This is a genomic window from Actinomyces bowdenii, assembly GCF_017592395.1.
Classification (GTDB): domain Bacteria; phylum Actinomycetota; class Actinomycetes; order Actinomycetales; family Actinomycetaceae; genus Actinomyces; species Actinomyces bowdenii.
The window spans coordinates 1-22476 of sequence record NZ_JAGFOU010000015.1 but is presented as its reverse complement, the minus strand read 5'-3'; the positions used below and the strand labels follow the sequence as shown (position 1 = coordinate 22476).

Below are 22476 nucleotides of genomic sequence, written 5' to 3'. Positions count from 1 at the left end.
GTGATGTCCCCCAGATCAATTGCAAGGTCAGAAGGCACCCTGTGCCATAAGGTGCATTGAGACAAGAATGCCTGCAGCATGTGCCTCACAACGCCCGGGTCAGAAGGCACCCTGCGCCATAAGGTGCATTGAGACTCTGACCTCAATCTCGTTTCAATAGCTTTCTGGAGGTCAGAAGGCACCCTGCGCCATAAGGTGTATTGAGACGGCTCCGGCGAAGGTGCCGGTGTAGTCTCCGGAGTGTCAGAAGGCACCCTGCGCCATAAGGTGCATTGAGACATCACCGGGCTCCATGATGATGGCGTTCTCCTTGGGTCAGAAGGCGCCCTGCGCCATAAGGTGCATTGAGACCACCGACGCGGCGTGGCCGTGGTGAACACCACCGTCAGAAGGCACCTCGCGCCATAAGGTGCATTGAGACACCTGCTGAGCCATGATCGGCTCCTTCCTGCCCCCTGTCAGAAGGCACCTCGCGCCATCAGGTGCATTGAGACGCTTGCGCCTGTGCCTCCACGCGCGTCTTCTCTGCCGTCAGAAGGCGCCCCGCGCCATCAGGCGTATTGAGGGGGCCGAATGCCGTCCTCCTTCAGCGTGTCATTGAGATCAGGAACTAGTGCGTCGTGCCCATTGCGGCCTCTTGCGAAGAAGGGAGAGATCGTCATGAAGTCGCCGCCACGTCGGCGTCATTCGCGCCGGGTGCGCTCCGACAGTGCCGAGAGCCTGGCCAAGGAAGCCCTCAGCCCGCAATTGCGGATCTCGGGCCAGTACCTCGGTGTGTCCCTGTCGGAGTTCCAGGCGTCCCGCGTCGTCGACTCCGTTCCGCGCCACTCGGAGCAGGACGAGCTCTTCATGAGCGCTACCTCCATCGAGAGCCTGAAGAGGTCCTGGCGTGTCGTCCTGGCCCGCGATGCCCGTGATGGCGAGCTGCGCCATCAGACCGAGCAGATCGCGGGTCACCTCGATGAGGTGCTGGCCGAGCTCTCCCGATCCCTGCGGGACGGCACCTTCCGGCCGGCGCCCCTGGCCCAGGTGCGCCTGCCCAAGAAGGAGGAGGGCGATTACCGCACCCTGGACATCCCCTCGGTGCGGGACCGCATTGTGGAGCGGGCCCTGGTCGATGCCCTGGGGCACCGGGTGGACCAGGCCATGTCCCCCTGCTCCTACGGCTACAGGCTCGGCCTGGGCGTCGATGACGCCATCGACCACCTCACCGGCCTGCGCGACCTGGGAATGGTCCACGTCCTGCGCACCGACGTGGAGGACTTCTTCCCGCACGTGCGCCTCGACTCCGTGCTCAACATCCTGGGGAATCTGCTCCCCAGCCGGCGACTGCTCGCACTCGTCGCGCTCCTGGTCGTTCCGCGCCGCACCTGGCGGGCGAGCACGATCCGCCCCGGAGGGGTCGCGCAGGGCTCGGCCCTGTCGCCCATGCTCGCCAATCTCGCCTTCACCGCCGTCGACGAGGCCATGACGCGCACAGGAATCGGGTACGTGCGCTTCGCCGACGACATCGTCGTCTGCGCCGACACCCGGGCCAGGCTCCTGGAGGCACGCGACCTGCTCACCAGCCACGCGGCGGCCCACGGCTTCACACTTAACAAGGACAAGACCATGCTCACAGGATTCGACGAGGGCTTCTGCTACCTGGGGGAGGACCTCGGGTCCACCTACCCGGTGCACGACCCCCACCACGACATCGACCACGACGCCAACCCCGATCGGGTCGTCTACGTCGGCCGTGACGGGGCCCGGGTGAGCGTGACGCGGGATCGGCTGGTGGTGGACTCGGAGCGCTCGATCCCGTACCTGTCCATCCCGCGCAACGCGGTGCGCAGGATCGTGCTGACCGGAGCCGTGGGCCTGTCCGCCGGGGCCCGGTCCTGGGCGCTGTTCAACGACGTCGACGTGGTGCTCCTGTCCCGGCGCGGCACCTACCTCGGGCAGCTCTCAGGCAAGAGGTCCGACCTGGCCGCCCAGCGCCTCATCGCCCAATGCGATGCGGCCAGGGACGAGACCAGGAGGATGCCGCTGGCCCGGATCATCGTCGCCTCCAAGATGCGCAACCAGCTGCGCCTGCTCCAGCGCACCGCGCGGCGGGCCCACGAGGAGAGCCTCACCGACACCCTCGACGCGATCCGGGAGGGCCTGCAGGAGGTCCCCAGGGCCCAGAGCCTCGATGAGCTCATGGGCCTGGAAGGGGCCGCATCCGCGGCGTACTTCGCCGCTCTGGGAGGCCTGGTGCCCCAGGAGGTGTCATTCCCCGGCCGCTCCCGGCGCCCTCCTCGGGATGTGGCCAATGCGGCCCTGTCCTACGGCTACGCCCTCCTGCTCGGGGAGTGCACGGCGGCGCTCTACGCCGCGGGCCTGGAGCCCTCCCTTGGAATCCTGCATGCCTCCACCGACCGCCGGCCCAGCCTGGCCCTGGACCTCATGGAGGAGTTCCGGCCCCTGCTCGTGGACCGCGCCGTCCTGGGACTGCTGCGCACCAAGCGGCTGCGCGCCGAGCACGGCGGCCCGGCTCCCGACACCGTCGCCCAGGAGCACCCGGATGGGGTGTGGCTGACCTCCGAGGGGCGCAAGGTGCTGGTCGACGGGTATGAGGCCGCCCTCCAGCGCACCACCGGTGGGGCCCTGCCGGGCTTCTCCGGGACATGGAGGCGGCACATCCACCATCAGGCCCAGCGCCTGGCCAGTGCCCTGTTCAACCCCGACTACGAGTGGACGGGCACATCATGGCGGTGAGTGTTGTCGTGGCCTACGACATCGCCTCGAACTCGCGCCGCAGCAGGCTCGCCGGGGCGCTCCAGGCCTGGGGCTACAGGATCCAGGAGTCCGTCTTCCAGATCAGTATGGAGCACTCCGAGCTGGAGGGTCTCATTGAAGAGATCGAGGAGATCATTGAGAGCACCGACGACGTTGTGCACATCTACCGCTTGTGCCGTCCCTGCCACGATCGCATCCAAGTACTCGGCACACCGCCGAGTCAGGATGATGGAGGGCTGTACCGGGGTCTGTTCTGAGCGTGCGAGGACGGCGGGGCGGGCGCCGGGAAGGCACCCACACATGCAGAACGGGACTTTAGTCCTGGATATCGGATGTCTGATGTTGGTGGGGGAGGGGGACTTTTCCGCATGGTCTCGTTGGATTCCGGGTGACGGGGGCGCTGGAGGGGCGTCGCTGGCGCTGTGGCGCTGACCTGCGCGGATGTGGTACAAAGGTGTCTGTGCCGGGGCGGTCTGGAGGGTGCCGACGGGTCGCCTGCGCTGCGCCTCGCATCACTGCTGGTCACAGGGGGTGGTTCGAGGGGTGGGTCAGAAGGCACCTCGCGCCATAAGGTGCATTGAGACGGGTACCCCTCGCTCGTGCACATCGATGGCTCGATGTCAGAAGGCACCTCGCGCCATAAGGTGCATTGAGACAGGGCGGTATTGACGCAAGCGTCAATGAGCTCCCGAGTCAGAAGGCACCTCGCGCCATAAGGTGCATTGAGACTCTGCCATTCCTGGGACGTCAGCCCCAGGTTGTCGTCAGAAGGCGCCTCGCGCCATAAGGTGCATTGAGACCATCGATGGGGTTGCTCATTGGCTTGTCCTTCCGTGGTCAGAAGGCACCTCGCGCCATAAGGTGCATTGAGACAGCCCGCCAGAGAAGCTCAAGCCGGAGCAAATGGTCAGAAGGCATCTCGTGTCCGAGGGTGCTCGGGGGCGTAGCGGGTGGTGCGGGAGTCGGGAAGGGGCGAGAGTTCCGATCGACTCGGATGCTGCACATCTTCAAGGGCGGGTCGGCAGGAGGATCCGCATGATTCCGCGGATCTTCCGACCGACGGCCCGGCCAGGGCCGCTGAAGATGTGCAACAGGACGCGCGGGCCGCCGAGGGCGGACCTCCAGGTGCTCCGCCTTGTCACGACATTCCCGCAGCGACCGGAGCAGAATGACCTGTCAAACAAGGGGCTGGCACCCAGCTGAGGCGATGACGTGCTGCACCGGGTCCCGTTCCCGGCGCAGCAAGGAACGCATCCGGAATTCCGAACTCCATCGACAGAAATTACGCAAACATTCAGGTTATTTTCAGTAAAATGTCAGGCCTCGCGCTAGGGACGGAATCTCGCGGATTGAGTGGGGTAACAGCGTGAGCGGCTGCCGATGGGGGCCCATGGTCGTAGGTGCGGCACACTTCCGGTCCGGCAAACTGTCACGCGGAACTTGCTTCCGTGACAGGATGCGCACAGGTTCAGGCAAGGAGAGGACAAGACCCCATGCACCTGGTCATGCTCGAGACCAACGGAAACCAGCGCTACGTCTTCTCCTCGCCCCGGCAGCGGGAGAACGTCGGCGGCTCCTACCTGCTCACCATGCTGGCCCCCTGGACGCTGGCCCTCGCCCAGCAGGAGGGCATCGAGGCCACCGAGGTCTCCGTCTCCTCCGGCAAGATCATCCTCACCGTCCCCGACGAGGACTCGGCCAGGAGGCTCATCGGAGCGGTCACCCGCCGCGTCCTGGCCCTGGCCCCCGGCATGGACGTCACCGGGGTCTTCAGCGAGCTCAGCACCGAGGTCGACGGCCCTCCCGCCATCACCGAGGCCGACCTCTCCGGCATCCATGTCGTATCCGGCCGCTACGCCCTCAGCCGCCCGCCGGCCGAGGCCCGCTTCCCCCAGGCGCCCTTCCTCCAGCGCGGCCACGACTCCGTCCTTCCCGCCGCCCGCACGCGCAGGATCCTTTGGACCACACCTCCGGGCGACACCCGCTACTCCCTGGCCAGCCAGGTCAAGCGCGCCTGCGCGGTGCGGGCGCGCAGGCAGCTCGTCGCCCAGGCCGCATCCGACGAGATCATGCGCCAAGCCCTGGGGGGCGACGCCATCAAGCTTCTGGCCGACAGCCTCTACTCCCTTGAGCGCGCCTTCGACGCCGACCGCGAGACCCAGGAGGAGGAGCTGGCGCACAAGATCCGGGAACAGGCCGCGGAAGAGTCCGGTATGGAGGACCCTGAGGACGCTGATCACGAGGGCGAGTTTCAACCATCCATCGGAGACCTGTCCAAGATCGCCGTCGTCCACATCGACGGCAACGGTGTCGGCGCCATCATGCGCGAGCTCCAGAAGCACGCCGACCTCATTCCGCACGAGATCTTCAAGGACACGATCGGCTGCGACAAGGACGACCCCGACTCCCTGCGGCGCTTCACCCTGGACGTCAACAGCCGGCTCGACCACGCCGTCAAGCACTCCTTCTTCACCGCTTGGGCCGCGGTCGCCCAGATCTGGCGCACCGAGCACCGAGCATCACGACGAGTCATCCCCGTCGTGCCCATTCTCCTGGGCGGGGACGACCTCACCGTCCTGACCGAGGGCCGTTGTGCCCTGCCCTTCATGGAGACCTACCTGCGGGCCTACGAGAGCGCCACCAGCCAGGATCCCGTCCTTCGCTACCTGGGGCCCCATACGAGCAGCGCCAGCCAGGACGGCGCCGAGCAGCCCGAGGACGAGGCTGCAACCGGGCCCATGACGGCCGCCGCCGGCGCCGCCATCGTCCCGAGGCCCTTCCCCTTCCACCTCGCCTACGACCTGTCCGAGAAACTCGTCAAGAAGGCCAAGGGCATCGGCAAGAAAAAGGGCCGGGAGTGCTCCACCCTCACCTACCACGTCCTATTCGACTCCACCATCGTCGACGCGGAGGAGCTCATCAAGGACTATGAGACTTTCACCGCCCGCCCCTACCGCCTCAACGAGGTCCCCGAGGCTCCCACGTCCGCCCCATCGACGGAGGACGGCGACCAGCAGTCCCAACAGCCCCCGCTGCACGGCGAGACCTGGGCTCAGATATGCGCCCTGACACGCCACTTCCGGGGCCTCATCAGCGAGGATTCCCCCGCCTTCCCCCGCACCCGCGCCGCCCGCATCCGCGGCCTCCTGTCCGACATGGCCCTGGCCGCAGCACAGGGTGACACGAGTAAGGCGGAGGAACTGGAGACCACCATCAAAACCGAGTGGGAGGATGCGCGCCGAGTCCTGGGCGACGGGCTCATTGATGCCATCGAAGACCCCCGCTACGTCTTTGACCTGCTCGAGCTCGCCGACCTGCTGCCGACCTCCTACCTGGAGCAGGCCGCCTCCATCCCTGCCGCGAGCGCCCCCGCCACCGGCGTCGCTACTGCGAGCGCCCCCGCCACCAGCTAGGAGGACCAGTGATGCCTGCGCAGAGCCCAACACTCACCCTCCGCCTCACCCTGACCTCCGACTGGGGCGTGGAGACCGGCACCGGCATCGCCGGGGGAGTGGACGCCGTCATCGAGAGGGAGGCCCGGAGTGGCGGCCGTCCCATCATCCGCGGCACCGTCATCACCGGGATCCTGCGCGAGCAGGCCCTCAACGCCGCCCATGCACTCGACGGCGCCCAGCCCAACGGCCACTGGCGCCAACTCGCCCTCGCACTGTTCGGCACCGGCGACCAGCCCCGCCCCACCAGCCACGACCGCCTCACCAGCCCTGACCACCCCACTGACGAGGCCCAATCCACCAAGCCTCCCACTCCCACCAGGCCCCCACGGGATGCAGGCCCGCGTACGGTCGACCAGTCCCGACTCATCGCCCTCAGCGACGCCACTATCACCATCACCCAGGTCACGGGCGAGGACGGCGAGGCGCTCGCCCCCACGCACTCGGTCATCGGGGTGAGCATCGATGAGGAGACCGGGGCCGCCAAGGAGGACTTCCTGCGCCTTTTCGAGCGGGCGGGATGCGGCCAAGGCGAGAGCACCGTGACCCTGCTCGATGAGGGCATGGACCCCGCCACGCCCGTGTGGAACGAGAAGACCCGCCATGACGCCCGCCTCCTGCTGGCCATCGCCGCCCAGCTCGTCACCGCCGTCGGCTCGGACCGCACCAGCGGGGACGGCCAATGCCGGGCGGTGCTTATCGACGGCGACCAGGAGCTGGACCGGCAGTGGTGCCGCCAGCAGCTCGAGGCACCCAGCACCCACCCCAGCATCCCCACCCGCTCCCGCCCCGCGCCCGCCACCCTGACCCGCCGCAGCGCCACGGCCCCCGAGATGGCCAGACGGGCCACCCTCACCATCGACCTGGAGGCGCCCCTGGTGTCCTACGAGGTCCCCTACTCCAACGAGGTGCGCTCCCTGGACTTCCTGCGCGGGACCGTCCTGCTGCCCTGGATCCACGCCCAGCTGCGCCGCGCCTATCCCAGCGACCAGTCGGTGCGCGACGCCGTCGTCAACGGGCACCTGCGCGTCAGCGACGCCACCCCCGTCGTGGGCGGCGTGCGGGGACTGCCCGTGCCCCTGGTGCTCTCCCAGCCCAAGGTGAAGACAAAGGAGGACATGGGGGAGGGGGTCATCGAGGTATGGAACCGGCTGATATCCGCTGAACCCGGGGTCGTCCACACGCCCCTGCGCTCCGGCTACATCTTCCCCACCGACGGCGCCATGCAGGACCAGATCGCCGCCAGCATCGGCACTCCGGTACTCATCGGCCGGCAGTCCACCGCGATCAGCACCGCCACCGGCGCCGCCAGCAACGGTCAGCTGTTCATGGTGCGCGCCCTGCCAGCCGGGATACGGCTCCAGGCCGAGGTGAGCCTGTCCCAGGAGCTGGCCGACATCGTGGCCGACCGGCTGCCCGAGATCCTCAGCGGCCCCGCCCGCCTGGGCTCGCGGCGACTGTCCGGCACCTATGGGCAGACCACCTGCCAGTTGGGCGACCTGGAGGCCCTGGGGGCTGACTCGGAGGCCGGGGCCACTGCCCCGGCGAATGAAGGAGCCCAGGACGATGACGGCGCAGGAACCGTCACAGTCTGGTGCACCTCCGACCTCCTCCTGCGCTCACCGGGCCTGGGACCCGCCGGCGGCGTCGGCGCCCTCCTGGCAGCCCTGGGCGGCGGCATCGAGGTCAGGCTCGTGCCCGACCACGCCGGCGGGGACACCAACGTCCAGTACGCGGCCGGTCTGCGCTACCGGCGAGTCGACGGCTGGTCCGCCGCCGGCCAGCAGCCGCGGGCCAGCCGCATCGCCATCCAGGCCGGCTCCACCCTGCGCATCCGCCCCAAGAATCCCGGGCAGGCGCAGGAGCTGCGCAAGCACCTGGCGGCACTCGCCCGCGACGGCCTGGGCCAGCTGCGCGAGCAGGGATACGGGCGCATCGTCGTCGACCACCCCCTGCTGGAGAAGAGAAACGACGGGATCTTCACTGCGCGGACCCTCAGGCACAACGACTTCATCGGGGAAGGGCAGGGACGATGAGCCTGACTCGCTACGAGCTCAATCTGGCGCTGAGAACCGTCTCGCCGCTGCACAGCGGCGGCGCCGAGTACCAGGTGGACCGCTCCGCCGAGCGACGGGAGCGCCCACGTGATGAGGACGGCGAGAAGCGCCACGCCGAGCCCCGGCTCTTCGTGCGCGACGCCTCCAACCGGCCCATCCTGCCCGGCCGCTCCATCAAGGGCGCCCTGCGCGCCGCATGGATGCGGGCCTACGGACAGAGGCGGCAGACCTACGGGCACAATGCCGCAGATGCCATGTGCGCCCTGTGGGGCGGCCAGGAGCAGGCCAGCGCCCTCATCACCCACCCCATCGACCTCAGTGATGCGGCGAGGGTCGAGCGCACCGGCATCGCCGTCGACCGCTACTGGGGCAGCGCTGGCGATACCGCGCTGTTCGTCCACGAGATCGTGCCGGAGGGCCAGGAGCTGACGCTGCATCTCAGCGGGCAGGTCGGCTCCATCAAGGGAGACGGCCCGCGGGAGGACTTCGAAACCCTCCTGGGCCAGATCGTCGCCCTGCTCAAGGCCGGGAGGGTGAGTCTGGGCGGTCGCGGCAACGCCGGTTGGGGCCGGGTCGTCCTGGAGGAGGCGCAGAGCACCAGCACGATCGCCGTCGTACGCCACCACCTGGACAGCCCGGAGGGGCTGCGGCAACTGCTCAGCCCCAAGCCCACCACCATCAATGTGCCTATCGCCACTGACCTTCCGGACGATACCCGCCTGAGGGTCTCCATCACCTGGGACAGCCCCACCGGCATCCTCGTGGCCGAGCCGCGCGATGAGAAGGAGCGGGGAAGCGACGATGACCCGGGCGGCAAGCAGCCCGTGCCCACCCGGCCCCTGAGGACGCGCTCGAAGAAGGGCTGTCAGACCGATGAGACGAGCCCGCTCGTCCTGCCCGGCTCCAGCGTGCGCGGGGCGCTGCGCAGCAGGGCCAGCCGCATCGCCCGCACCATCCTCCTGGCAGGGGAGCCCGCGCCGGGCACACCGCACGACTGGTCCACCACAGAGGTCCACAAGCAGCTCGCCCAGGACCCCGCCCTCGTGAGGTACCTGTTCGGCAGCACCGAGCGGCGCGGCGCCGTGCGCGTCCTGGAGACCCTCGCCCGGGGCCAGGCCGAGCTCAGGGAGCGCACCCACAACGCCGGGGACCGCTGGACCGGCGGAGTCAAGGACGGCGCGCTGTTCAAAGAGCTCATCCCCGACGCCGGCTGGAATGACCTGGTCCTGGAGATCGACCTCGACAGGATCAGCCGCATCCAGCCGGTCTGCGATGAGGACGATGACCGTGTCCGCGCAGCCAAGGAGCGCCACAACAGCCAGGTGCCCAATCGGCGTCGGGCGGCCCTGTGCCTCCTGGGACTGGCCCTGGCCGAGCTCTCCACCGGCGCCCTGCCCCTGGGAAGCCGGGGAACCCGAGGGCTGGGAGCGGTGCGCGTCACCGCCATGAGAGTCGAAGGCGACGACGGGCTGCTGCATGGCACGTGGCGCCTCGGCTCCCCCGGCCGTGATGGAGATGCCGAGACCGGCAGGAGGGTCGCCCAGGAGCTGCTGGCCCGTCTCAGGGGCCTCAATGACGACATGGAGGAGGGCGCCACCTGGACCGACTACCTCCAGGAGACGCAGGACGCCGTACAAGGCGAGGAGCAGTGCTGATGACACAGGAAGACTCAATCGTTCCTCCCCCGCAGGAGGACCACGGTCGCGCGGGCAGGCTCATGGAGAGCCTGGCCAAGGACCTGCCGCTGCTGAAGCGGGGCTCCTGGCACCGCGAGCACTGGGAGGCCGACACCCTGGATGAGGCCCTGGGGCGGCTCGCTGCGGATGATCACTGGGTGGGGCTGGCCGAGACCACCCAGGGCTCCATCGCGCTGCGCCGGGCCACGGCCGACCAGCTCCTCTCGACCGATGGCGGGCCAGTGGATCGCAGCACGGTCTACGAGTTGCGGCTGTGGCAGCCCGAGGGGCACCGGGGGCGGGGTGTGCTCGCTCATGAGCTGCGGTGGCTCAATGGGGCGGGCAGCGCGATGACCCGGGTGAGCAGCGCCATGGAGGAGGGGGCGGAGCCCTGCTGGTACCGCAGGAATGAGTACCTCCAGCACCAGTCGTCCCAGAGGAGCGGGCGCGACCCGGGGGTGATGACCTGCCTGGAGGTCTTCATCGAGGAGCCCGCCTACAGCAACACAGTCTTCGCCGACGAGCTCTTCACAGGAAGGTGGGGTTGAGATGGCAGAGTTCCACTCCGCGGTCAACCGTATCCCGGTGCTGCGCACAAGTGCCGGCCGGGACGCCGATCAAGGTCGGCTGCCGGCAGCGCTCTTCACCGACCATTCAGGGGCCGGCCATGATCACCTTCATCCCGAGCGCTGGTCGGGCAGTATCGACCTGCGCCTGACGGCGATGACGCCTCTGGTCTTCGGGGAGCAGAAAGAGCCTGAGAACGGCCGAGATGAGCCATCGACTGTGAGCCTCCCCCGTGGCGAGGACGGGAGCGTGGTGGTCCCTCCCACCATGATCAAGGGCATGCTCTCTCGTGCCTACGAGACGCTGACGGCCTCCCGCTTCCGGGTCTTCGAGGGCCACGGAGACCGCCTCACCTACCGTGCGGACGCAGCGGAGGCACTGCGCCTGGTGCCGATCCGGGTCACCGGTGAACGGGATGATGGTGATCTCGACGCGGAACTCCTCCTCGGCGAGGAGGAATGGCATCGGTATGTGCAGGGGAGGAGACTGCCGATCATGCGCGCAGCCGCGCTCCAGGCGGAAGACTCGGGGCATGCAGACCTGAAGCTTAAAGGAGGCGTTCGGCGCCTCAGGGCCATGACGGCCCACGGAAAGAAGCTCACCTGCGACCTGGAGCTCTGCCTCCATCGGAGCAGGCGCTACACCTACTGGCAGGTCACTCACATCGCTCCTGCCGGCGGACAACTGGAAGAAGCTTTCAGAATCAAATCCGATGTGACTGTTCTCGATCGCTATCGCGATGTCACCGGTTATGTCTACCGGACCGCTCGGGACGAGGAGAATCCACGCAGGCTCTTCCCCAAGAAGCATGACGAGCGCTTCTTCTTCAGCGTGGACGTCAATCCACCGGTCCCGGTGGTCATCCCGCGTGACGTCGCGGAGGGCTATAGGGTCATCGCCAACGGCTACAGGGACCAGCGCAAGGAGGAGGAAAAGCGTGGAGGAAAACGGAGCACGCCTAATCGGGTGACCGTTGTGGCACAGGAGGGCGGGAAAGCCGGGCATCCCGGCCTCAAGCCTGGGGATCTGGCCTACGCGAGGCTTGCGGATAGTGACTATGAGGACGGCGCTATTGTGCACTTGCGGCACACGCCGACCGTGTGCGAGGTCGTTCCGACGATGATCGGCCGCCGTGCCTACAGTGTCTCCCCTTACGATCTTGCTGAGGAGCAGAAGGTCCTGCCTGCCGCTTCCCGGGAGCAGGCCAGCGCCGCTGAACGACTGTTCGGCTACGTGGTGCCTGATCCGCCGAAGGGTGCCGTTGGAGGGGATGTCGCTCTCAGGGGCCGCCTCACCTTCGGCCCCGTGGACACCAGTGGTGTGGAGGTCAGTGAGAAGCCGCAGTTGCTCGCACCGCTCCTGAGCCCGAAGACTACCTCCGCCAGGCGGTTCCTCACTGATCACGGGGGCGCGACGCCTACTGGGCCTGATCGGCAGGCGCTTCCCAGGTCCTCCTACTACAGCAGGAGGCAGTTGCTGGGTACCGCCGCGTACCCGGTGCACCGCATGCTCCTGGATCGACCTGGCTTCCCCGGGGAGGCGACGGACGTTCATGTCCCTTCAGGGGTGGACAAACCGAAGGACTCCGTGAGGCTGCGGGCTGCGAGTTGGATCATGACAGGCAGCGTCATGTCCTGCACCGTGCAGTTCACGGACCTTCTGGGGGAGGAGCTCGCCGCCCTCCTGTGGCTGCTCAACCCTGAGAATCTCGTTCCGGCCGCCGATCGGGAGCCGGGGCAGGCCGGGTACCTGCGGATGGGCTTGGGCAAGCCCCTGGGCCTGGGCGTGGTCAAGGTCGAGATCGCTGATGGCGGCGTGAGAGCGACGACCGGCCAGGAGATCGCCCGGCAGTATGAGGATCTCGAGGGATGCCTCGGTGCTGTGCCGAGCGCCGATGCTTTCCCCGTCCTGTCTGAGCGCGTCGTTAGTTATCTGGACAAGATCCCTTGGGTGAAAGCCATGCAGCGTGCCGCCTATGGCTATACCGACTCCGTTCCCGTCCGCCACATGTGGCTGGAGGAGAACAAGGAGAACAACATGACTCATGATGGACATCCTCGAGACGGTGCCGGGGTCTCACCGCATCCGCTGATGGAGGATGAACCGAGGCCTATCAGTATCCGTGTCTCGCAGCAGGACCGGGGCCATGGCTGCCGTCAGAACAACTACAGGCGTCGTTGACATAGGAGCGGGCATGAAGCGCGACATGCATACGTTGATCAACCTCAGTCCGCACGAGGTGGTGCTGTGGGGCGAGGGCGATGACAGGGTTGTTCTCCCGCCGGCCGCGGTGGTGCCTCGGCTCATCCTGGGTGGCGGCGAAACGACGCGCATCCTTGCGACAAGTGACGGGGAGCCGGGGGAGTCTGGTGTGGAGTTGACGGTGGCCCATGGTGAGCGACTCCTCGGTCTTGACCCACCGCTGCCTGACCCTCAGCCGGGTGTTCTCTACGTGACCAGTCGCGTGGTGGCTGAGCACTGCCCTGAGCGTCGTGACCTCGCCTGGCCTCACGAGCTCATCCGCGATGAGGAAGGACGGCCCATCGGCGCCCGCGGACTGGCCATGCATCAAGTCCCTTTGAATGTCACCTTCACTGGCTGACTTAGCATCAACTGTCCCGCCTCTATAGTGAGCGTTGTTTACAGATATAATGATAATGATCGCTTGCATTTATCCAGGTCGACGACCTTTGTTTCGTTCCTTGAATAATCCTTCATCATCGAAAAGGGGATCCTTATGTTAAAAAATATTAAAAAAATTTGCCTACTTAGAAGTGATATTATTTCTGAGGTTAAGCTCGCCTCTGGTCGTGTATTTCGGTGGTCTACAGAATCGCTCCTGCGGCATATTCTGCTTGTATTAGCGATAGGGCTAGTTTGCTTCACTGTTCTGGGCGCTTTATGGGCTGAAGCGGAGAGTAGCGGATGGAGCAGGTTGTGGGCGAACTGGCGTCATTTAGGTGTGAGCCAGGAGCATGCGGATCGCGTCAAGTTATCTCTCACTGCAGTGGGTGGATTAGGCGGAACTGTCTATCTTGTCATCAAGTACAGGGAGAGAGATAGTATTGAATCCTCTGAAGAGGATATCAAGCTGGAGCGAATCGAAGAAAAAATTCTTCGTGCGGTGCAGCAACTAGGGAGCGAATCTCCTCAGGTGAGAATTGCCGGAGTCTACGCACTGACTGAAGTGGCTGATACTCACCGCGGTAACTATCGCCAGCGTGTAGTCGATCTCCTGTGCGGATACCTGCGAACAGAACGAGGATCTTGGGACGCTAATACTGGGTCGTATGTGAATAACGATTCGGCACTCGAGGATATCGTCCTGAATGTGATTTCCCGGCATATGCGTAAGGAACGTGAGAAGAGCGATAGATGTGATGCTGTCATCCAGAAACTTGAGGATGAGCAACTCTGGTGCGACTGTGCGATCAATCTTCGCGGGGCGGTGATAACTGAGCGAGTTGATTTCAGTAATCTCTGCTTTGGTGGTTCTGTCGACTTCCGTTTGACAGTTTTCAACGGAGAAGTTGATTTTCATGGGTCTAGGTTTGCTGACATCGATCTCAGTGGATCTCAATTCCTGGAGGGCGTTAACTTTGCGAACGGAGAGTTCAGAAGGCTGAAATTCATATCTATTAAATTTGGAGGCTCGAACTCCCGGGAAAATGTCAATTTTCATGGCGCCATATTCCGTGAAGCTGAATTCTGCGATGTAGACTTCGGAGCACGTACTTCTTTTGATGACACTAAGTTCCTGGAATCAACCTTCAAGGATATCTACGTTAATGAACTGACCTTTAGTAGTGGGTCCAAGACCACTTTCCTGGATGCCTATTTTGAGAATATTGAAGTCGCGAAAGCGGCATTCTTAGGGGTCATTTTCGACGGGCGTACCCTTTTTAAGGACGTAACCTTCAAAGAAGTTCTTTTTAGGAGATCCACATTCAAGCATTTCCTTACCTTTGAGGAGGTTCATTTCAAGGAGAAAGCGTTGTTCAAGGATGTGACCTTTAATGAGGTCGATTTCCGTGGCGCCTATTTTCATGGATGGGCTTTCTTTGGTGGATCAAAGTTCGAACAGGGAAACAATCTTTCGGAGGATAACTTCCTCGGTAGGGATCCGGAAGGACTGACCAGCTGGCCTCCTGATGAGGATTCGTTGCCGGAAGAAGGTGACAGTTAGTTCTTGATTGATGACGTATTTTAAGCCGCTGTGGAGACTGAGAAGGTTATTCACGGGCCGAAGCAAGTTGCCTCTGAACTGGGCAAACGTAAGCAAACTCTGCCTCTGTGAATAACCCTCTGACTATAGTGTTTCTAGATTCTATTGAGTTATGACCTGTAGCGTGGTAGTTATTTCATTGCTTGTCGATCCCATCGGAGAGGAATATCATGGCACTTCTCATTCACACTGTCGGAGATGCCGATCTCGGTCTGAATATTTTAAATATCAATGAGGGGCAGAGGGATCAACTCAGAGAACAGCGGACCGAAGCCCTGAAGAAGATGCTTGATCAAATCGACGGTGATGAGACGAAGATCGATTTGCTGGTCCAAGCGCTCTTTCGCCTGGATTATGGCGATGGGCATTCCAACGATCGCTTCACCACCACTCCATTGGCGCAGATTTGCGAAGCGCTTAAGGAGGAGAGTGAAACAGGAGCGACTTGCCCGAAAGCAGAGAGGCCTGTTCACATCCTCCTCCTCGCGAGTATGGAAGGGAAAATGCAGACTGCGCCTCTGGCTCGGGTCCTCCATGAGATCCTCAGCCGCCCCTCAGTACGTTCTTCCATTAGGCATCGATATAAAATTGTCGTCAATACTGATATGATGAACGGTGGCCTGAATGAGCGTGATATGCTCGACAAGTTCTCTGGGATTCTGGCGAAAGAAAAAGAGAAGGGACTGACTGATGGTGTTATCGTCAATGCAATGTCAGGATCCACCACCATGATGGTCGCTGCGCTCGGGGCAGCTGATCAATCCGGTCTCCCATGGAGGCTCATGCTTACTCCCGAACGGGGTAAGTCGACTGCGACGCAAGTGAAGCAGCATCAGCTTTCTGATAATGCGGAGTTCAAGTGGCTCTGCTCCCTCGGACTCCTCCACGATGCCACCGTCTGGGCTGAAGGGAAGGGAAAAGATGAACTCGTCACTGAGGAGATCCGAGACTATGCTGGTATAGCAGAAAGGCTCAGTGATGCAATTGACGAAGGCTCTCTGAGGAAACTTGCTTGCCTATGGCTCATGCGTGCCGACAACAGTGCTGGGCTCGCCGTGCGCGCCTGGGTGCAGGCACACTACGAGATGCTCCTCGAACAGGAGAACAGGAGCCGAGCCGAGCCCTGGTCCTCAGTGTTCATGCCCAGCAGTAACGGCAGAACTCCGACACTCGGTGAAGCAATCGGGAAAATCGAGCAGCAGATCAAGGACGGCTCGCCGACCTCCTCTGCAGGATCCTGGCTTCTCACACGGGCCGCACTCAACACCATCGGAAACTCAGCCGTCCATGACGCAGCAGTGCCCACCCTGGCAGCTCTTGAAGAAGCCCGCTCCATTCCCGAACTGGCCGCCGGTGCTCCACCCTGGATGTCCTGGCCTGCGGAGCGCCCCATCCTCTACCTCTACGCCTGCGGCCTGGGTGGACATAGTAAAAAAAAGCCCATCGCCGAACGCGTCCTCTTGCAGCCTCCCCAGCAGGAACTGCTCCAGGCCGTGCCCGCTGGCATGCTCACCGATGAACCGCCTCTGCCCATCGTCCTGCGCTTGCTCCACTCCAGCCATCCGGACTCCCGCAACGGTGCTCGACGAGAGAGGGACATTGCCATAAATGCGGTGCGTGACAAACGATGGAGGCTTTTCGAGGGCGACAGGCCGGCAATTCAAGCAGTGGAGTACCGACCCGCTGGAGGGGAGGATGCGGGACAGGCTGCGATCCTCCAGGCAGCCCGGACTGAGACGGCACTCGTCCTCGCCCAACTGCAGCCCTCCGCTGTGGTCATCGTTGGGACGGGCTCGAAGGGTGTCGTCCTCGGGGCTCTTCAAGAAGCCCAACAATGGTGCGCTATACACGCCGCTCCATTGTTCCTGCAGACCTTTATCGACTCGGATAATGACGTGGATGACTCCACCTCTCAGTTTCACCGGATCGCCATGCACACAGGTATCGAGAAAGCTCTCAGAAACGCAGCAGCAGCAAGTCTACGCAGTCTCAATCTCCTCAGTGCTGTTAGGGTTCTCAGTGCCGGCGATTATAAGATGACCGTTCTCGCGCAAGGCTGCGACACGTTGCGCCAGGAGTACGCCAATGCCGTCACAGCGGATAATCTCGATAAGCATGCTGGCGTCGTGCTCGGAGTGCTCGAGACCATCGTCGATCTATGGACGGACGCACAGGACGACTGGGAGACACGCATCAGGCTCATGGTGGCAGCCGCGGAAATCACCAGATGCAAGAAAAAAAGCGACAGAAAAACAATTAGCCTGCTTGCAAAATCGGCGACCATCCTCGAGGATAAGGAGATCCGCAAACGTCGGGAAGCAGATTCGCGGTGCGCGGTGGACAATCTCACTCTCAGCGATCTCCAGCGGTTACTCTACATGATCCGCAATAACCTAGTCATCCTTCACGGCAGCGGTACGATTGACAAGTCCATGGACAGGGGCTTCGATGATGCGCAAGTGGAGCGCGAAGACATGTCCTACCCAGATCTTCTTCGAAAGGTCATCGATCGCATCAAAATGGACGCGCAAGATTTGCAGACACAAGATTGCTCCTCTGACACTCCCGTTTTAATTGACTCCGATTGGATGAGTAGATTTAAATCCTTGCAGGATGGAGTGGACGCTTGGGTTAGTAGCGGAGAAGTAGAGGGTGATGAGAATTTCTTTCAGAAAGACTAATGATGAGGAGCTGGGAACCGGATTCATCCATCTTCGCGATAGTGGTCAGATGCGCGTCACCTTCCTATGGGAGGCGGAGGTTCCAGACGGCTGGGAAGCTACTTTCGGGCAGGACACCTGCTGGAAGGAAGGTGCAGTCAACCTCCGGGCCCGAGGTCGTCGCGGGCACATGATCACCGCATGGCACCGCTGGCGAGCAGGATACTTTCATCCTGAAGTTTCGCAGCGCATCCTCGATGCGGGGAATCGGCGATCTCTCGCCCTTAAGAGGCTGTTCACATATGATGCTGAGGATGGCTATGGGGCTGTGCTGGAGATCGGAGCACTTGAGGTTCTTCGGGTGGCTGAGGAAGATAACTCCTGCACGGTGATCCTTGCAACGCATGCCGCCGTCCCCAATGTAATTTACGAGCGCTACTATGAGGCCGCAGTGAAACTCCGGTCATTGGAACGTCTCGGTGATTTTCTTACTCGGATGCTCGCAGATCCCAAGGTTTGTGCAGATCATCCTGTCATCCTGGCCTCCGATCGACAGGGGAGAGAGCGTTGGATCGCTCCACCACTGTTCACCGTCACATGGGTCCCGCTTTCGTTTACAACCTCGTGGCTGCCCGAAGATGAAAAGGACGTCACTTCTCTGGTGGAACGGCAAGGCGCTCCAATATCCATGGAAGTGGCGAACGTCCTACTGTCCTGCCCCCATAGCATTGCAACTCCAGACGATCATGATTGCCATGATTGCAGGGTCAGTCAATCATTAGCGGCGGTCTCGGGGTGGCAGTGGAGCGAACTCCCCTCCCCAACAGGGCTGGAACTCGGTGAAGAGGCCTACGCGGAGGCTATCAGACGCACTCATCTTCTCTCCCAGAGCCAGGCGATCACCGTAGGGGAGACCGGAGTCGCCTATATGGCACGCCAGAACGACGATTTTCTGTGTGAGGGTATGCTGAGATCCTTATCCACTGACCTGGACGTGTACTTCTTGGTCGTCCTGGACCGCCTGCGGATACGCGCGCTGTCGAAGAAGATTGCCGAGACCGCTAAAGAAGTCTCGGCGCACATTGGCCGTCACGGTGGAACTAGGGTACTTCTCGACGATCTCGATGGCCTCATTGATACATCCGTTCGGCTCGATAGTGACGCTGTGACCTTCCTCGTCTCGGAATGGTGGACGGATGTCTCCGGTCATACTCGCGCAGATCGCATTCTTACGTGGATGCATGATGTGACAAAGCTGGATGAGGCAGTCGCTCAGGTCGTCGAGCAGGCACGCCTTCTGCGCGAGAGCATCCAGACGCTCATCGAGCGCGAAGAGCACCGCGTGGACCTGGAGCGCCAAGATATCGAGCGTCAGCGCCAGGCCATCGAGCGTGAGCAGCAGGAATCCTCGCGGATGATGGAGTGGGCGCTGGGAGTCCTGGCGTTCATCGGCATCCCCCTGTCCGTCCTCCTGGAGATCTGGATCAACTGGGATCCCGGCACGGGGCTATGGGGCCGCCACTGGTTGTGGTGGTTGTCCCTTAACGGGGTGATTGTCGGAGCTGTGGGCATCGGGCTCGGCCTCGCCAAGTTCTTCCACGTCAGGATCGGCCGGCCCCCACGAGGCCTGAGCCCCGCCAAAGAACCCGAGATGCCCTCCAGGGCCGAGCCCAAGCGCATCCCGCCCCCGCCCCAGGCGACCCCGCACGAGGACGACCCCCAGGAGCCACCGACCCAGAAGAAGGAGTAGGCCAAGGGCCGGGGCGGCCCAGCGCCCACGGCCTCCAGGCCCCACCCCCTCACCAGTCCCGACCCTCCACCGCCTCAACATCCAGCACCCCCATCCCGAAGGAGGTGTGGGAGCCGACATTGGTGAAGCGCGCCAGGGACATGAGCTGGGAGAACACACGGGTCGCACGCCTGCCCGCCACAGCGGTGATCCGCAAATCGCCCTCGCGCGCAGTGATGCGCCGCGAGGACAACCGGCCGCGGCTATCGGCCCGCGGCATGCCCAGGCCCGTCCTCACCGCGTAGGTGCGATCCTCAACGGCCAGCACCTGACGCAGCTCCTCCCTCCCGGGCAGCCGCGGCGCCGTCGCCGCATCCCACTGCCTCCATCGGGCTCCCAGGCTCGTGGCCAAGGAGGCGGGGGAGATCGAATCCAGGTGACGCCCCCGGGAGGTGAACACCGTGGGGGAGAGCAGGCGCACCTCCCAGGCGCACGCGCCGTCGTCATCCAACAGTTCCTCCCACGAGGCCTGCTCCAGGACCTGGGCCTCCACCGGGATGAGCGGGGGCTGCCCACCCCCGCCATCGCCGACCGCCAGCACCCCGCCCCAGGCCAGCCACCCGTCCAGGGTATCCAGCAGCCGATCATCGAGGAACCGCAGCTCCACGCCGAAATAGCCGGGCCGCGCCGTCATCGCCCCCAAGCAGTACGGCTTGGTGCCGGCGAGCTCATGCGGCGGGCGCCCCGCCAGCGCCGGAACCCCGGCCGCCCGCTCCGGCGAGACCCCCTCGGGCAGGTCGAAGACCCTGCCCCACGCGGCATGGAGCCGTCGAGGAGTGGCCTCCACCGGCGAGGGCGCATCGAAGTGGATCAGAACAGTACTGGGCACGAGAGCCACCTCCAGGCACATCTCAGCACGGCGGTGCAGGCTCCACTGTCCCACGCCGCCGCGCCCGACATGCGGGTTCACAGGGGGCAAACCCGGCACAGCACCTGCAGTGCCCGCGCACCCGGACCGGGCGGCGCCGCTAGGAGTCCATCTGCCACACGCCGATGTAGTCGATCTCCATGGCGGCCTCCGTGAACGTCGTCGTATCGATCCTGGTCTCCGGGGTGTCCCCGGCCTGCGAGCACAGCCGCAGGTAGTAGGGCTTGTCCGGCCCGAAGGCCTTGGCCCACAGCTCGGGGCGCTCATCGCTCCTGACCTCGTGGTACATGCGGCCGTCGAAGAAGAAGGAGATGCGCTCCGGGGTCTTCTCCATGGCGAAGACATGGAGCTCGGTGAGGTCGGGCCTGGGCTCCACGACGACGGGCCGGTGCCGGTTCGGCACATTCCTGTCATAGGTGTAGTGCACGTCCGCACTAACCTTGCCGGTGCTCGCGCCACCGCCCCAGGACTCGGCGATATCGATCTCCCCATCACCACCACCGACGGGCCGCATCCAGATCCCTGCCCACAGTCCCTCATGCGACTGGGGGAAGCGCGCCCTGACCTCCACCCGGCCATAGGTGAAGTCCAGCTTGCCGCGGGTGACGATGCTGGCGGTGTCCACGTCGCGCACAGTGCTCCGGCCGGCCTCCTTGTCGTGCTTGTTCGGCCACTTGGTGATCGGCACCTCGCGCTTGCGCCACAGGATCCGGCCCACGCCATCCCTGACGTCGTGGGTGTCATGGGTGATGACGCCCCAGTCGTACTGGACATACCCGGGGTTCCAATCCGGGTAGTGCTCGCCCCAGTACCTCGTATCGAAGTCGGTGCCCGCATCGAAGCTGTCCTCGTACAGGAGCATGGAGAAGGTGTCCGTCCCCGCCGGGGCGCTCGAGGTCACCTCCAGATCGGTGTCGATCACAGCGGTGGGGGATGCCGCCTTCCTGGAGAGGTAGAAGGTCTGGGTCACCCGCGAGCCCTGGGTGATGGCGCTGTCAGTGACGGACAGGTGCATGCCGGGCACGCCGGCGAGCACCGCCTCGAAGGTGCTCCCCGTGATAGTGGTGCGCAGGATCCAGACCTGCGCACCCGGATAGGAGGACACCGGCACGGAGGGACCCTCGGCGATGACCGTGGTGCCCGCGGGCTCGCAGCGCTCCAGGCGCAGGCGGATCCTCTCCCTCTCGTTGTGCACCAGGGCCCGGTAGCAGGTCCTGCCCTCCTGGCGGACCGCCGTGGAGATGTACAGGGCGCCAGGCGCCTGGGTGTAGTCGTAGAGCCACGAGGCGTCGGCGCTCTGGTCGGCCAGGCAGTCCTCGATGGTCTCCTCGATCGTCTCGCCCGGGTTGATCGTGCGCACGAGCCGATGGGCGACGCCGTCCGCCATGGCGTGCGTCGGAACCAGCAGCCCCGCCGCCCCGATACCGGCACCGGCGAGGGCGGCGCGTCGGGATATGTGCCGGGGCATGGGTCGGGATATGTGTCGGGATACGGGATTCATGGGTGGCCTTTCACTCGTGGAGGCCGAAAGAGGTTCTTACTCAACAGGCAGGAGCCCGCCCTGGCCTCCGCGCTCAGGCCCTGCCGTTCTCAGGTCAAGCACAAAGTCAGTGTGGCAGCCTTGATGCATCTGTGATAGAGCCTTGACGCATCTGTGACAGTGTTCAGCGCCGGATCAGAGCCCCATGGACGGCAGCACGCTGTTGCCGCCCCACCGGGTCGACGCAGTCGTGACCATGTGAGCAGGCGTCTTCTCCCGCCCGCAGTCGCCCAGGGGAATGCGGAGAGGCGTCCTTAGCCGCCACTGTGCTTGGAGGGCCGTCCATGCCTTCCCGGCGCGCCAGACCCTCAGGTCGCCGGCCCGGCCCCCTGCCCTGGGTCGCTGTCCTGGGTTGCTGGGCGGCGGCCCGGGGGCGCGCCCAATCGCCTCTCATGTCCTGTGGGCGGGGCTGTCGGTGTGGGTGTGGTCGGGAGACTCCCCTCGTCGAGCGCGGTAAGCCGGTGCGCGCTCCGCCGGGAGGGTCATGGGCCGGCGGTGGTGCCCCGCGCGGGGCAGAGGCCAGTGGAGTGCGCCTGGAGGGCGGTGGGGCTGCACGTGAGGCGACACTTCGCGACTTGAACGATACTTCGCGACTTGGACGACACCTGTAGGTGTCGCTCTTTTCGCGAAATGTCGCCTTTGTCGCGAAGTGAGGTCCAACCGCGGCGCAGCCCACGATCAGCCCTCACCCCACCGCAGGCCCTCACCCACCACCCACCCTGCTTACAACCTCCCGAGGAAGGACGACTAGGTGTACTTCCTCGGGAGGTTGTGAACGTCGGGGGTGAGGAGGAGGCCTCCGGCATGATGTGGGTGTGCACGTTCACATCTGTACCGGAGGCCTCCATGACTCACGCTAACGCACCTTTGACGCCCCAG

General features: G+C 64.2%; 13 protein-coding genes. 11 read left to right on the top strand and 2 right to left on the bottom strand.

The features are described from left to right. Positions 1-696 precede the first annotated feature (696 nt). The 11 genes from cas1 (at position 697) to J5X07_RS07780 (ending at position 19150) form a co-directional block, all read left to right on the top strand. Positions 697-2742 (top strand): CRISPR-associated endonuclease Cas1, encoded by a 2046-nt coding sequence (gene cas1, locus J5X07_RS07830; RefSeq protein ID WP_208479317.1) that lies wholly within the window; start codon positions 697-699, stop codon positions 2740-2742. Continuing rightward, complete coding sequence (gene cas2 / locus J5X07_RS07825; protein WP_124934386.1) at positions 2733-3020, top strand: CRISPR-associated endonuclease Cas2; 288 nt, start codon at positions 2733-2735, stop codon at positions 3018-3020. Before cas1 ends, cas2 begins: the two co-directional genes overlap by 10 nt. Before the next feature lie 1236 nt (positions 3021-4256). Then, positions 4257-6176, top strand: coding sequence for a hypothetical protein (locus J5X07_RS07820; RefSeq protein WP_208479316.1), 1920 nt, complete (start codon positions 4257-4259; stop codon positions 6174-6176). Between the two features lie 11 nt (positions 6177-6187). Then, a complete protein-coding gene (locus J5X07_RS07815) occupies positions 6188-8251 on the top strand; it encodes a CRISPR-associated protein Cmr3 (RefSeq protein WP_208479314.1) in 2064 nt (687 codons plus the stop codon). Then, positions 8248-9927 carry an RAMP superfamily CRISPR-associated protein gene (locus tag J5X07_RS07810; protein ID WP_208479312.1) on the top strand — a complete coding sequence of 560 codons (1680 nt, stop codon included), beginning with the start codon at positions 8248-8250 and terminating at the stop codon, positions 9925-9927. Before J5X07_RS07815 ends, J5X07_RS07810 begins: the two co-directional genes overlap by 4 nt. Continuing rightward, positions 9927-10496, top strand: a complete 570-nt coding sequence (locus tag J5X07_RS07805) for a hypothetical protein (RefSeq protein WP_208479310.1) — start codon at positions 9927-9929, stop codon at positions 10494-10496. Before J5X07_RS07810 ends, J5X07_RS07805 begins: the two co-directional genes overlap by 1 nt. Position 10497: 1 nt before the next feature. Further along, positions 10498-12696 (top strand): TIGR03986 family type III CRISPR-associated RAMP protein, encoded by a 2199-nt coding sequence (locus J5X07_RS07800; RefSeq protein WP_208479308.1) that lies wholly within the window; start codon positions 10498-10500, stop codon positions 12694-12696. Between the two features lie 13 nt (positions 12697-12709). Further along, a complete protein-coding gene (locus J5X07_RS07795; RefSeq protein WP_208479307.1) occupies positions 12710-13117 on the top strand; it encodes a hypothetical protein in 408 nt (135 codons plus the stop codon). A 135-nt stretch (positions 13118-13252) separates the two neighbouring features. After that, positions 13253-14701: a pentapeptide repeat-containing protein gene (locus J5X07_RS07790; protein WP_208479305.1), complete on the top strand. Its 1449-nt coding sequence runs from the start codon at positions 13253-13255 to the stop codon at positions 14699-14701. Positions 14702-14910: 209 nt separating this feature from the next. Then, entirely contained in the window at positions 14911-17421 is a 2511-nt protein-coding gene (locus J5X07_RS07785; RefSeq protein WP_208479303.1) for a hypothetical protein, read from the top strand. Beyond that, on the top strand, positions 17396-19150 hold the full coding sequence (locus J5X07_RS07780) for a hypothetical protein (RefSeq protein ID WP_208479302.1): 1755 nt from the start codon (positions 17396-17398) through the stop codon (positions 19148-19150). The genes J5X07_RS07785 and J5X07_RS07780 overlap by 26 nt, the downstream gene beginning before the upstream one ends. Before the next feature lie 49 nt (positions 19151-19199). Here the strand turns inward: J5X07_RS07780 and cas6 are convergent, their stop codons facing one another. Both cas6 and J5X07_RS07770 read right to left on the bottom strand, forming a co-directional pair. Further along, on the bottom strand, positions 19200-20018 hold the full coding sequence (gene cas6, locus J5X07_RS07775) for a CRISPR system precrRNA processing endoribonuclease RAMP protein Cas6 (protein WP_208479300.1): 819 nt from the start codon (positions 20016-20018) through the stop codon (positions 19200-19202). 139 nt (positions 20019-20157) lie between these two features. Then, a complete protein-coding gene (locus tag J5X07_RS07770) occupies positions 20158-21525 on the bottom strand; it encodes a glycoside hydrolase family 16 protein (protein ID WP_208479298.1) in 1368 nt (455 codons plus the stop codon). Between the last annotated feature and the right edge of the window lie 951 nt (positions 21526-22476).

What these genes read in the sequence shown, in the direction of transcription:
- J5X07_RS07810 (WP_208479312.1), top strand. Translation starts at nt 8,248, where the DNA reads ATGAGCCTGACTCGCTACGAGCTCAATCTGGCGCTGAGAACCGTCTCG.
- J5X07_RS07820 (WP_208479316.1), top strand. Translation starts at nt 4,257, where the DNA reads ATGCACCTGGTCATGCTCGAGACCAACGGAAACCAGCGCTACGTCTTC.
- J5X07_RS07795 (WP_208479307.1), top strand. Translation starts at nt 12,710, where the DNA reads ATGAAGCGCGACATGCATACGTTGATCAACCTCAGTCCGCACGAGGTG.
- J5X07_RS07790 (WP_208479305.1), top strand. Translation starts at nt 13,253, where the DNA reads ATGTTAAAAAATATTAAAAAAATTTGCCTACTTAGAAGTGATATTATT.
- J5X07_RS07780 (WP_208479302.1), top strand. Translation starts at nt 17,396, where the DNA reads ATGAGAATTTCTTTCAGAAAGACTAATGATGAGGAGCTGGGAACCGGA.
- J5X07_RS07770 (WP_208479298.1), bottom strand. Translation starts at nt 21,525, where the DNA reads ATGCCCCGGCACATATCCCGACGCGCCGCCCTCGCCGGTGCCGGTATC.
- J5X07_RS07805 (WP_208479310.1), top strand. Translation starts at nt 9,927, where the DNA reads ATGACACAGGAAGACTCAATCGTTCCTCCCCCGCAGGAGGACCACGGT.
- cas2 (WP_124934386.1), top strand. Translation starts at nt 2,733, where the DNA reads ATGGCGGTGAGTGTTGTCGTGGCCTACGACATCGCCTCGAACTCGCGC.
- J5X07_RS07800 (WP_208479308.1), top strand. Translation starts at nt 10,498, where the DNA reads ATGGCAGAGTTCCACTCCGCGGTCAACCGTATCCCGGTGCTGCGCACA.
- J5X07_RS07815 (WP_208479314.1), top strand. Translation starts at nt 6,188, where the DNA reads ATGCCTGCGCAGAGCCCAACACTCACCCTCCGCCTCACCCTGACCTCC.
- J5X07_RS07785 (WP_208479303.1), top strand. Translation starts at nt 14,911, where the DNA reads ATGGCACTTCTCATTCACACTGTCGGAGATGCCGATCTCGGTCTGAAT.